Source organism: Streptomyces rhizosphaerihabitans (assembly GCF_025399795.1).
GTDB lineage: Bacteria > Actinomycetota > Actinomycetes > Streptomycetales > Streptomycetaceae > Streptomyces > Streptomyces rhizosphaerihabitans.
Genome location: NZ_JAODTZ010000053.1, coordinates 21,673 through 33,148, shown reverse-complemented (window position 1 = coordinate 33,148; position 11,476 = coordinate 21,673). Strand labels below are relative to the sequence as shown.

Genomic DNA, 11,476 nt, shown 5'->3' with positions numbered 1-11,476 from the left:
AGCCAAGTAGCGCCTATGGATGACCAGTTCAGCCAAAATCGGACCGGCATATGCGTAGTCTTTCCTCAACGCAAACGAAGCAACACAGGCCACCAACAGCATCACCTCGCCCTCAGCGGGCGGCGGCACGACAGCGTCCCGACTCGCACCATGCCGTACGGGGAGACACCGTGACACCAGCCCGGTATCAAAAGAGGACCTCTGCCACCCGAAACAGCACGGCACTCATCTCGCTCATCGGCTGTTGCGCCGTTGCCCTGACTGCGTGCAGCGGCAACGACACTGCGGACAGCAACCCCAAGGGGACGCCATCCCCGTCGCATTCTGCGCCGTTGACGCCGACCGAGACCACGGTGTCACCGAGCACAGATCCCGGCGCCCCAATCGAGAGTGCCTACCGGAGGTACTGGGACGAGAAGGTCGCGGCGTACGCGAAGGCCAGTGTCGAAGGCACGGACTTGAAGAAGTATGCCGTCGCCGAGGCCTATTCCGCTGCAGTGACTGAGGTCAACGCGCTGAAGGCCAAGGGGCTCATTGCCACCGGCGAGCCGATGTTGGCCCCCAAGGTCACCTCTGTCGACACGAAACGTCAGGTGCCTCAGGGCTCGCTCACCGATTGCACGGATGTCTCGCGGTGGAGACTCGTCAAGCAGGCTAGCGGGAAGGAAGTCACCCTCCCCAAAGGCCGGTTGACGAAATACGTCACCAGGGTGGTTGCCGAGAAGTGGTACGGCCACTGGGTGATCGTCAGAGTCACTCCGGAGGAGAAGACGTGCTGAGCCGTCATACCAGCGCGTTAGCTTTGGCTTCCGCGTTAGTCGTCGCAGGCGCCGTCTCCGCCCACGCGGGTAACGACCCGGACATCAGCAAAGGCAACTGCGACCTGATGTCATTCTGCGTGGGCGTCGGAACCCACGGGAGCAAGGGCAGCAACAGCCGTGGTTCCGGACAGGGACAGCAAGCCTCCACCGGGGGCAAAGAGTCCAAGTGCACGGTGCGCAAGACGGACCCGCAGCCGCCCCCCGGCAGCCTCTTCTATGGGGGCCAAGGAAAGATCGTCTATGAACGGACCTGCGGCAACGGGTTAACCACCTTCTTCGCCGCAGCTCCTGGCGCGAGCGTCCCGGCAATAGATCCAGCGGTGCTTGCCCAACACGCCGTCGACAAGATGCAACTGCTGGGTCCCGACGTCGCCAGTCCGAGGGCGGCCGGGAAGTACACCGTGGGTGTCCCGATGTGGATGTGGGTGAACCAGGGCGCCACGACGTTCGGACCCAATATGGCCTCGGCTTCGGCAGGCGGGATCACCGTCACCGCGGCCGCAAAGGTTTCCAAGATCGTGTGGCAGATGGGCGACGGCTCCAGCGTCACGTGCAGTGGCCCCGGTACACCCTACGCGGCGTCTGAGGGCATGTCTCAGTCGCCGACCTGCGGACACGTCTACTCAAAGACTTCGGCCGGTGCCCGGAGCGGCAAGTACGCGCTCACCGCGACCTCGACGTGGACGATCGACTGGCAGGGCGGCGGAGCCGCTGGCCAGCTCACTGAAGTCCGGCAGACCAACGTGCAGGTGGCGATCGGCGAAGTGCAGGTCGTCAGTTGACGCCGCGGGAAGGGTTGCAACGTTGAGCAAGACCAAGCAATCAACAGCGGTGGCCGAGCGCGAGCTGCCGCAGCCGACCGGAGTGGCTGGCCCGGTCAGTCCGCCTCGAGTGTCGGCCCGCCGCCGACGTCCGGGCGTGGTTGCCCTGTCGCTGGGGCTGATCGCGGCTGGCGGTGCTGGTGTCGCGGTCCTCCTGCTCCAGGTCGGTGATCGCACCCAGGTCGTCACGGTGGTGCGCGACGTGCAGGTCGGCCAGGTCCTCACCGAGCAGGACCTGGGCAAGGCGTCCATTGCCCTGGACCCGGCGGTCAAGGCGGTCCACGCGGACGACCTGGACCAGGTGGTGGGCAAGCGGGCGGCCGTGGAGCTCCGGCCCGGCTCGCTCCTTGCTCCGTCGCAGGTGACCAAGGATTCGCTGGTGAAGCCCGGTGAGCAGCTGGTGCCGATTGGGCTCAAGCCGGAGCAGATTCCCGCGACGGTGCTGGTGCCGGGCCAGAGGGTCCAGCTGGTCCATGTGCCCGCGCAGGGTCAGGCTGAGACGGACAAGACGTCGGGCAGCCCGCCGCGGACGCTTCCTGGGCGGGTCGTTAAGGCTTCCGCGGCCGCCCCGGGTACGGGGGTCGTGGTCGTCGACGTCGCTACGTCGGCCAATGACGGGCCGACCGTCGCGGCGTGGGTGTCGGCCGGCACGCTGCGCCTGGTCCTCGCCGCTCCGGGCGGCCGCTGATGGCGGTGATCGCACTCGCCGGGTGCAGCGGCTCGCCGGGGGTGACCACGAGCGCGCTTGCTCTGCTGCTGGCCTGGCCGTTGGAGCCGGGTCGGCGGATGATTCTCGCCGAGTGTGACCCGGACGGCGGGGCCGTGCTGCACGGGCTGCTGCAGGGCACGCTCGGTGACCGGTACGGGTTGCCCAATCTGTCGGTGGCGGCCCGCAAGGGTGAGTTCGGTGAGGCGTTCTGGCGCCAGTTGATCGACTTGAACGGCGAGGATGGTCCACGCGACTCGCCGCCGGATCGGCTGTTGCTGCCGGGCATCACCGATCCCGCGCAGGCGGCGAGCCTCGGTTCGGTGTGGAAGGCCCTGGCGCAGATGTTCCGCGGCATCGAAGCGGAGCACGGGCACGATGTCCTGCTGGATCTGGGCCGCCGCGGCGCGTTCGGCCCGTCCGGCGTCCTGGCCGAGCAGGCCGACGCTGTGCTGGTGGTGGTCCGCAACACCTTGCGCTGCCTGCAGTCGGCGCAGGGGCGGGTGCGTCAGTTGGAAGAGCTGGTCGGAGATGTTGGGCTGCTGGTCATCGACGAGGGGCCCTATCCGGCGGGTGAGGTCCAGCGGGTGCTGCAGGCGCCGGTGGTGGCAACGCTGCCCTGTGCGCCGGGGGACGCCCGTGTGCTGTCCGACGGTGATGAGCAGCCGCGTCATTTCACCAGGTCGAAGCTGATGAAGGCGGCACGCACGTCCGGCGCCCTGCTGGTGCAGCGGGCCGCTGTCCGGCGTGCCCGCCTTGATCCGCGCGCCGCGTTCGCTTCGGGGGTGCGCGGTGCGCGGTAGGCCCTTGCACGCCGACCCTTCGGTGGCCCCGCCGCCGCCCGGTCCTCGCCCGGCCAGGGCGGCGCCTGCCGGTAGTGCCGCCAGCACGCATGCGCTCGGTGGCTCGGCGCCGCAGGTCACGGTGGACCACCGGGTTGCCCGGCACATTGCCGCCCAGGTGGCCAAGCAGCGCGAGGAACTGCTGAAGAGCACGCCGGACATGGACCGGGCCAGTGAGGAGCAGCGCTGTCTGGACTGGATCAATGAGGCGGTCGCGCTGTGGTCGGACGCCCAGGCGATGACGCCGCAGCAGGACGAGGCGCTGCGCCGCGCGGTCTACGACCTGCTCTTTAGGGCGGGCCGGCTGCAGCCGTACCTGGATGACGAGCGGGTTGAGGACATCATCATCCAGGGCCCGGGCGAGGTGTGGCTGGACTACGGCGACGGTGAGCGTCGTATGGTCGGGCCGGTCGCCGACTCGGAGGAAGAACTCCTGGAACTGCTGCGGGAGTTGGCCCGGGGTTCGGGGCACAACGAGCGGACCATCTCCACTGCGAAGCCGACGCTGGCACTGTCCTTGCAGGACGGCTCCCGCCTGCAGGCGATCACGGGGCTGGGACCGATGACGTATGCGGTCATCCGTCGGCACCGGGTCTCCCACGCCGACCTGGACCACCTGGTCCGCCTCGGCACCATCGATCCGGTGCTGCGGGAGTTCCTTGGCGCCTGCGTCCGCGCGGAGAAGAACATCATGATCGCGGGCAAGCAGAAGGCGGGCAAGACCACGTTGCTGCGGGCGATGCTCCGCGAGTTCGACCCGGAGTGCCGGTTCGCGACGATCCAGACCGAGGACGAACTGTTCGCCCACGCCAACGGCTATCACCGTCAGGTTGTCTCCCTGGTCGGGCGTGAGTCCAACGGCGAGAAGGACGTTGCGGGTCGCAGCGCCGGTGAGGTCACGCTGCTGGACCTGATGCACCCGGCTTTGCGGATGTCGCTGGAGCGGATCGTGGTGGGCGAGGTCCGGGGCCCCGAGGTCGTCGCGATGATGCAGGCGCTGACGAACGGCTCCGGCGGCAACCTGTGCACCATCCACGCCAGAAGACCCGACATCGTTTTCGACCGGATCGCCGAGCTGTACGCGCTCGCCCAGGGCAACCTCTCCGAGCAGCTTGCCTACCGGCAGACCGCCAACGGCCTGGACTTCGTGGTCTACATCGACATGACGGACGAGACGCAGATCGGCGGCCGCCGCCACCGTTATCTCTCCCACGTCCTGGAGCTGACCGGGATCGGCGAGAACGGCCACCCGGCCACCAACGAGATCTTCTCCCCTGGCACCGAGTTCGGGGAGTTGCGGGCGGTGCCCCGGATGGATCCGGGCTGTATCGACGACCTGCGCCGCGTTGGCTTCGACTCCGCCCTGCTGCAACAGTCCTACGGGGCGTGGACGGCGCCGCTGCCGCTGAAGGTGGTGGCGGGCCGATGACACTGGTGTGGGCGCTGCTGAGCGGCATGACCCTGGTCGCCGGGCTGATCGGCGTCGTGGCCGGCGTGGTGGGCACGACCGCCCCGCGCCAAGCTCCGCTGCGCCGGCGTTGGCAGGCCCGGCGCAACGGGGCCGCGCGGAGCGAGGACGCCCGGCTGCGCCGGCGGACCCTCATCGCCGCGGCGGTCGTGGTGTTCGTCGTGGTGTGGCTGGTCTCGGGGAACTTCGTGGGCGGTGCGCTGCTCGGTGTTGCCGTGATCGGCGTGCCCTGGCTGATCGCTCCGGCGCAGATCGCGCAGGACCGCATCGGTGCGCTGGAGGCCTTGTCCGGGTGGACCCAGCGGCTGGCCGGTCTGCTCCGCCTGGGCATGGGTCTGGAGCAGGCAATGATCACCAGCCGTCAGGGTGCTCCGGAGGAACTCGCCGGGCAGATCACCAACCTGTCCGACCGGTTGCGGCTGGGGTGGCGGCCGCAGGAAGCACTGCGCGCCTTTGCTGAGGAACTCGACGACGTCACCGCGGACAAGGTGGTCGCGGCGCTCATCCTGTCGGCGGGCGACCGGGGCCCGGGCCTGGCGCAGGCGCTGGAGGACCTGGCGGGCACGGTGCGCGAGGAGGTGGCCAAGAAGCGGTCGATCGAGGCGGACCGGGCGAAGCCCCGGACGACGGTGCGGTGGATGACCATCATCACCGTCGCCGTCGTGGCGGCGGGGTTCTTCGTCCCGTCCTACACGCGGCCCTACTCCTCGCTTCTCGGTCAGCTCGTGCTCGCCTTCCTGACGGCCGGGTTCGTCGGTGTCCTGGCCCTGATGCGGCAGCTGGGCAGCTTCCGCCGCATCCCGCGCTTCCTGGTCACCGACCCGGCCAGCACCGTCCGGCTGCCCGCCCCCGCCGCAGAGCCGGACCGCGCGCCAGCAGAGCCCGGCCGGCTGTCCGAAGGAGCCACATCGTGAACCTGCTTCCTGTCGTGGCGTGCGGTGGCACGGTCGGCGCGGGCCTGGCTCTGCTGGCGCGCGAACTGCTGCGCCCTCAGCCCGCTTTGGGGCCCGCGCTCGCCCGCAGCGCCCCAGCGACCTTGACCATGCCCGAGCCGGAGCTGGATCGTGACGAGGTGTGGGGCCGGTGGCTGCTGGCCCGCATGGAGCGCCTGCCAGGTGTGCGGGTCCCCACCATTGACCTGGCGCTGATCGGGCAGGGCCCGGGCCAGTTCATGCTCAAGAAGGTGGCGCTCGCCGCGCTCGGTCTCCTGTGCCCGGTGATCGCGACGATTCCGTGGATCATCGCCGGGGTGGGCCTGCCGTTCTACGTGCCCGCCGCCGTCGGACTGCTCGTTGCGGGGCTGCTGTTCATCACCCCTGACCTTGCGGTGCGGGACCAGGCGAAGCGGGCGCGGGAGGAATTCGCGCACGCCCTGTCCGCCTACCTGGACCTGGTCGCACTCAAGCGCGCCGCCGACGCTGGCCCCGCCGAAGCGCTGGAGAAGGCCGCCGAAGTCGGCCGCGGCTGGCCCTTCCTGTTCCTGCAAGGCGCGCTGCACCGGGCCAGGTTGGAGAAGATCCCGCCGTATCAGGCACTGGCGGAGCTCGCCGCCGAGTACGACCTGCCCGTCCTGGGCGACGTCGCCGACATCATGCGCGGCTCGGCCACCGACGGCGCCGCCGTCTACAAAGCGCTGCGTGCCCGCACCGCTGCCCTCAACGCCGAGCTCCTGGCCGATCAGGCCGCGGAAGCGAATGCCGCCAGCGAAAAGATGACCGCTCCGGGCGCCCTCCTCGCCGTGCTCGTGATGCTGCTGATGGCCTTCCCCGCCGTGATCCGCATGCTCACCGTCTGACACCACGCCCCGTCCCACCACTTACGAGAGGGAGAGTCCATGAGGAACACCGCAGCCCGCACCTACTGGGCCGCGTACTGGCTGACGACCCGTCTGCAGGACAGCCTGGCCGAGGCCAGGCGCCGCCCGGACCGCGGCGACATCAGCACCACCACCGTCATCATCTGGGTGGCCGCCGTCACCGGCGCCGTACTGATCGCCGGAAGCATCGCCGTCGTGATCGCCAAGTACAACGGCAAACTCTCCGGCCTGTGATGCCGTCTCTCGAGCGGGTCAGGGGCTGGTGGCAGGGGCGACGCTGGAGCGAGGACCGCGGTGACACCTCCATCCAGATGACGATCGTCTTCCCCTTCGTGCTGCTCGCCACCATCGCCGTCATCCAGGCGTCCATGTGGTACTTCGCGCGGCAGATCGCCCTGACCGCTGCCCGCGAGGGAGCCAGCGCCGCCCGCGCCTATCAGGCCGGCCCCGGCGACGGAGCGGCCCGGGCGCGGGACGTCCTGGAACGGACAGCGGGTGACAGCCTGCTCGGTTACAGCGTCGCCGCCAGCAGTGACGGGCAGCGGGTGCGGGTGCAGGTCTCCGGCACCGCGATGTCGATGATCCCGGGAGTTGCGGGCCTGCAGGTCAGGCAGTCGGCGTCCGGGGCGGTCGAACGCTGGACGGTCCCAGGACAGTGAACAGGATGCGAGAGGCCCGGTGGCCCGGCGGGCGCCGCAGCGATGACGGCGGTGTCGCGGTCGAGGCGGCGATCGTCCTCCCGTCGCTGATCATGTTTTTGTGTCTGGCGATCGCCGGCGGACGCATCGTCACCTCCGAGGCGAAAATCGACGCGGCAGCCGAGGACGCGGCACGGGAGGCGTCCATCCACCGCACCGCGGCCGCCGCCCAGGACGCTGCACACGCCGCGGCCGCCGAATCGATGGCCGACCAGGGCATCGCCTGCGCCTTCACCACCGTCCACGTCGACACCGGCGGCGTCAGCGTGCCGGTCGGCCAAGTCGGCACCGTCACCGTGACCGTGACCTGCACGGTCAACCTGTCGGACCTGCTTCTGCCGGGCGTGCCCGGAGCACGGACGCTCACGTCGACGGCCACCTCGGTGGTGGATCAGTACCGGCAGCGAGGCGACTGATGAACGACTGGCAGATGCGGGTGAGCCGCGCACGGCGGGATGATGGTGGCGTCACCGTGTTCGTCGCTGTGTGCGTCCTCGCGCTGATCGGCATCATCGGCGTGGCCGTCGACGGCGGAGCCAAGATGGCCGCCACCGAACGCGCCGACTACATCGCCAGTGAGGCAGCCCGGGCCGGCGGGCAGGCCATCGACCCCGCCCAGGCCGTCACCGGCACGGCGATCACCGTCGACCCGCAAGACGCTACTGCTGCCGCGCAGGCCTACCTGCGCGCCGCCGGAGCCACCGGCACCGTCAGCGTGTCCGGTGACGGCAAGAGAGTCACCGTCACCATTCATGGCTCCAGCGACACGGCCTTCCTGTCGGCCGTCGGGATCGGCTCGCTGCCGGTGACCGGCCACGCCACCGCCACCCTCCTGCACGGCGTCACAGCACCCGACGAAGGAAACTGATGCGCACCGCCACCCTGGGCCGGCTCTGCAAGGCCGGCGTGAGTCTGCTCATCCTGGCCGCCGCGGTCGGCGCTCTGCCGCTGCTGCTGGCCTGGGCCACCCCGGTCATCTGGGCATCCAGCCAGGACGACCTCACGCACCTGCTGGACCGGCAGGACACCGGGTCCGTGTTCCTGCTCGTACTGGTCGCGGTCGGCTGGATGGGGTGGGCGCAGTTCACGTTCTGCACCCTGCGGGAACTCATCGCGCAGCTGCGCGGCCGCCGCTGGCACGCCCCGCGCGGGCTGGGCGCCTCGCAGCGCGCCGCGGCGCTTCTGGTCGGCAGCATCCTGGTCCTGCTGCCCACCAGTTCTGCCCTAGCCTCCGACGCTCAGGCAGCCCCGGCCACCACCGCAGCGCGCGTCCCCGGCCAGGAGCCCGCAACCGCTCAAGCCGGCGCAGTCAGGCAGGTTTCTCCGTCCTCCGCTGTGAACAGCTCGACGTCGCGCCCGTCCTACACGGTGCGCGAATCCCGGCCCGCGGAAAGTCTGTGGAGCATCGCCGAGCGGGAGTTGGGCGACGGCGAGCGGTGGCGGGAGATCGCCAGCCTCAACGAGGGACGCACCATGGACGGCGGCCACATCTTTAGGTCCAACAGCTTCCTGCAACCAGGCTGGGAACTAGCCATGCCCGAGCAGCCCAAGACCCAAGGCCCGCAGACACAGTCCGACGGAAGCAAGGCCGTAGCTGCCGAGAAGGGCGGGCACGTCGTCACGGTCCACTCCGGGGACTACCTGTCGAAGATCGCCGAGAACGAAGTCGGTGACGGCGGCACGTGGCCGAAGCTGTTCGCCGCCAGCCGCGGCAAACCGCAGCCGGAGGGACTGCCCGCCATCACCGACCCCGACGTGATCTATCCGGGACAGCAGGTCACCGTGCCCGGCACCCGGCCCGACGACCCGAGCGCCCCGCCCCCGTCCCCGGACGGGCCGGACAGCGGCGGCACCAGCAGCAAACCGCGCCCGCCCTCAGCCTCTCCCGCACCGCAGGAACACAAGCCCTCCGACGGCACGGGCCAGGACGCAGACCAGACGCCGCCCGCTACGCCAGAGCGGAGCACCGCGCCCGCACCCGGGCCGTCTGCCTCGAGCACACCGCCGGCCGGCAGTGCCGACCCCGCGCAATCGGCGACACCCGCCCCCTCGTCCGAGAACCCCGAGCCGGACCCGGCCGGTGGCGTGCTGAATCTGCGCACCGTTCTCGGTGCCGGCGCGCTGCTGGCCGCCGCCGTCACCGCGGCGCTCGCGCTGCGCAGGACGCTGCAGCGCCGACGCCGCAAGCCGGGCGAGACGATCGCCATCGCGCCGCAGACCGCGCCCGCCGAAGCCCAGCTCGCGGCGGCCGCCGAACCCTCCGCCACAGCACGCCTGGACGTGGCACTGCGCACGATGGCCCACGCCGCCGAACAGAACGGGCGGGAAGTACTCCAATTGCGGGGGGCGCGGCTCGATGCCCACACCCTCCACGTCCTGCCCGATGACCTCGCCTCCGAGCCGCAGGAACCGTTCGTGGCAGGAGCGGCCCGATGGTGGCAGCTGCCCGACGGCGCCGAGCTCCTGGACGAGGACACGGCCCGCACCCTTGCCGCACCCTGTCCCGCCCTGGTCACGGTGGGCAGCACCGAATCCGGTGACCTTGTCCTCGCCGACCTCGCGCAGCTGCCTGTCCTGCTACTGGACGGCAACCCCGTACACATCAGCGAGGTGTGCACGTCGCTGGCCCTGGAGCTGGGCATGAGCCCGTGGTCGCAGGATGTCGAGGTGGTCGCCGTCGGGTTCGGCCAGGACCTCCCACACCTGCTGCCGAGTTCCCGGATCGCGCACATGCGCCAGCCCGCGCACGCGCTGCGCGATCTGACCGAGCGGCTGATGGAAGTGCATCAGATGCCCGAGACCGCCCACCACCCCTACGTGGTGCTGTGCGCGAGTGCCCTGGACACCGACACGGCCTGGCAGTTCGCCGATGTCCTCGGCACAAGCCCGCAGATCCCGGTCACGCTGATCGCCCCGGCTGGCACCGCCGCAGCGCACTTCCCCGAGGCGGACATCCTGGCCGTCTCCGCCAAGACGCCGCAGCGCTTCGACCATCTCGGCACAGACATCATCGTGCAGCGCCTGGAACATGCCGCCTACCAGCAGATCGTCACGGCGCTCGCCGTCTCCGGACAGCCCGCCAACCAGGCGCAGGGGGCATGGCAGCACGTTCCCGGCGAACCCGGCGTCACAGGGCAGGCCGCGCCGAGCCCGCAGCGGGAATCGCCCGGCGACGACAGCGCAGCTCCCGCACCGGCCCGCAACGGCTCGGGGGCAGCCGGCTCGGACAGGGACGATGCCGTGTTCCCGGCTTTGCTGAAAGCGTCCGCCGATCCCGCCGCCCTGCCCCTACTTCCCCCGCTGCCCACACCATCCGCCCCTCCTGCCGGCACCGAGGCGCCGCTGGCGGCCGCCGAGGTGAGCGCCGGTGCGGCAGACACGACCGCCGCGGCAACACCCCAGTCCCCGGGCCGTGCTGAGGCCGACGGCGTTGCAACGCGCACGAGCGACCTGGGCGGGCCGCAGATCCGGGTGCTGGGGCCGGTGGACGTGGACGGTCTCGGCCGCACCGGCCACGGCCCGCGCACCGCGCAGCTCGCCGCCCTGCTCTACTTCCGCCCCGGCCGCACGGCCGACGCCCTGTGCGCCGACATGGACCCGATCAGCCCCTGGTCACACGCCACCCTCAACGCCCGTCTCCAGGGCCTGCGCCGGGCCCTGGGCAACGACCCGGACGGCAACCCGTACGTACCGCGCCGCCGCAACGGCGACACCCCCTACACGCTGGCCGCCGGTGTGCACTGCGACTGGCCGCGCTTCGTCCGCCTCGCCGAACACGCACTCCCCCACGGGTCGGCCGGACTGCCCGCCTTGGAGGAGGCACTGTCCCTCGTCCGCGGCCGCCCCTTCGGAAGCCGGGCGCCGGCGTGGGCCGAGCCGTACCAGCAGGAAATGATCACCCGGATCGTCGATGTCGCCCACTCCGTGGCGGCCCACCGCACCCCCAAGGGCCCCCACCACGACCTCGGTGCCGCAAGGAAGGCCATCGCGACGGGACTTGACGTGGATGACGCGGCCGAACTGCTCTACCGGGACTGGCTGATGGTCGAAAAGGCGGCCGGGAACCGGCCCGGCCTGCATACGGTGATCACCCGCATCCAGGCCGTCAACCGTGCACTCGACTGCCCCATGGAGATCGAAACGGAGCAGCTCATCCACGAACTCCTCAACCCCGTCCCGAACCACCAGGCAGCTCGCTCATGACCGACTCCCCCACCATGCCCAACCCGCACAACCAGCAGCCCTGCAGTCAGACGGTGGGACGTACCCGCTGGCCGGCCCCAGCCGCAGCCACAACAACCATG

The 11,476-nt window shown here is 70.4% G+C and carries 12 protein-coding genes; all 12 read left to right on the top strand.

What is annotated here, in order from left to right; genetic code table 11:
- Positions 1 to 332 precede the first annotated feature (332 nt).
- Genes N4G66_RS36570 through N4G66_RS36515 form a run of 12 tightly spaced genes read left to right on the top strand, consistent with a single transcriptional unit; the run spans position 333 to position 11,375 of the window.
- The gene (locus N4G66_RS36570; RefSeq protein ID WP_261708614.1) at positions 333 to 779 is read left to right on the top strand and encodes a hypothetical protein; all 447 of its coding nucleotides are present in this window, start codon (positions 333 to 335) and stop codon (positions 777 to 779) included.
- Entirely contained in the window at positions 773 to 1,603 is an 831-nt protein-coding gene (locus tag N4G66_RS36565; protein ID WP_261708613.1) for an ATP/GTP-binding protein, read from the top strand. Before N4G66_RS36570 ends, N4G66_RS36565 begins: the two co-directional genes overlap by 7 nt.
- Positions 1,604 to 1,625: 22 nt before the next feature.
- Positions 1,626 to 2,330 (top strand): SAF domain-containing protein, encoded by a 705-nt coding sequence (locus N4G66_RS36560; protein WP_261708612.1) that lies wholly within the window; start codon positions 1,626 to 1,628, stop codon positions 2,328 to 2,330.
- Positions 2,330 to 3,151 (top strand): hypothetical protein, encoded by an 822-nt coding sequence (locus N4G66_RS36555; protein WP_261708611.1) that lies wholly within the window; start codon positions 2,330 to 2,332, stop codon positions 3,149 to 3,151. The genes N4G66_RS36560 and N4G66_RS36555 overlap by 1 nt, the downstream gene beginning before the upstream one ends.
- A complete protein-coding gene (locus N4G66_RS36550; RefSeq protein ID WP_261708610.1) occupies positions 3,141 to 4,619 on the top strand; it encodes a CpaF family protein in 1,479 nt (492 codons plus the stop codon). The genes N4G66_RS36555 and N4G66_RS36550 overlap by 11 nt, the downstream gene beginning before the upstream one ends.
- Complete coding sequence (locus N4G66_RS36545) at positions 4,616 to 5,572, top strand: type II secretion system F family protein (protein ID WP_261708609.1); 957 nt, start codon at positions 4,616 to 4,618, stop codon at positions 5,570 to 5,572. Before N4G66_RS36550 ends, N4G66_RS36545 begins: the two co-directional genes overlap by 4 nt.
- On the top strand, positions 5,569 to 6,453 hold the full coding sequence (locus N4G66_RS36540; protein WP_261708608.1) for a type II secretion system F family protein: 885 nt from the start codon (positions 5,569 to 5,571) through the stop codon (positions 6,451 to 6,453). Before N4G66_RS36545 ends, N4G66_RS36540 begins: the two co-directional genes overlap by 4 nt.
- 39 nt (positions 6,454 to 6,492) lie before the next feature.
- Positions 6,493 to 6,708, top strand: coding sequence for a hypothetical protein (locus N4G66_RS36535; protein WP_261708607.1), 216 nt, complete (start codon positions 6,493 to 6,495; stop codon positions 6,706 to 6,708).
- Entirely contained in the window at positions 6,708 to 7,133 is a 426-nt protein-coding gene (locus N4G66_RS36530; protein ID WP_261708606.1) for a TadE family protein, read from the top strand. The genes N4G66_RS36535 and N4G66_RS36530 overlap by 1 nt, the downstream gene beginning before the upstream one ends.
- Positions 7,134 to 7,138: 5 nt before the next feature.
- Positions 7,139 to 7,588 (top strand): TadE family protein, encoded by a 450-nt coding sequence (locus tag N4G66_RS36525; protein ID WP_261708605.1) that lies wholly within the window; start codon positions 7,139 to 7,141, stop codon positions 7,586 to 7,588.
- Positions 7,588 to 8,040, top strand: coding sequence for a pilus assembly protein TadG-related protein (locus tag N4G66_RS36520; RefSeq protein ID WP_261708604.1), 453 nt, complete (start codon positions 7,588 to 7,590; stop codon positions 8,038 to 8,040). Before N4G66_RS36525 ends, N4G66_RS36520 begins: the two co-directional genes overlap by 1 nt.
- On the top strand, positions 8,040 to 11,375 hold the full coding sequence (locus N4G66_RS36515; RefSeq protein ID WP_261708603.1) for a LysM peptidoglycan-binding domain-containing protein: 3,336 nt from the start codon (positions 8,040 to 8,042) through the stop codon (positions 11,373 to 11,375). The genes N4G66_RS36520 and N4G66_RS36515 overlap by 1 nt, the downstream gene beginning before the upstream one ends.
- Positions 11,376 to 11,476: the final 101 nt, after the last annotated feature.

What these genes read in the sequence shown, in the direction of transcription:
- N4G66_RS36555 (WP_261708611.1), top strand. Translation starts at nt 2,330, where the DNA reads ATGGCGGTGATCGCACTCGCCGGGTGCAGCGGCTCGCCGGGGGTGACC.
- N4G66_RS36545 (WP_261708609.1), top strand. Translation starts at nt 4,616, where the DNA reads ATGACACTGGTGTGGGCGCTGCTGAGCGGCATGACCCTGGTCGCCGGG.
- N4G66_RS36535 (WP_261708607.1), top strand. Translation starts at nt 6,493, where the DNA reads ATGAGGAACACCGCAGCCCGCACCTACTGGGCCGCGTACTGGCTGACG.
- N4G66_RS36530 (WP_261708606.1), top strand. Translation starts at nt 6,708, where the DNA reads ATGCCGTCTCTCGAGCGGGTCAGGGGCTGGTGGCAGGGGCGACGCTGG.
- N4G66_RS36515 (WP_261708603.1), top strand. Translation starts at nt 8,040, where the DNA reads ATGCGCACCGCCACCCTGGGCCGGCTCTGCAAGGCCGGCGTGAGTCTG.
- N4G66_RS36525 (WP_261708605.1), top strand. Translation starts at nt 7,139, where the DNA reads ATGCGAGAGGCCCGGTGGCCCGGCGGGCGCCGCAGCGATGACGGCGGT.
- N4G66_RS36520 (WP_261708604.1), top strand. Translation starts at nt 7,588, where the DNA reads ATGAACGACTGGCAGATGCGGGTGAGCCGCGCACGGCGGGATGATGGT.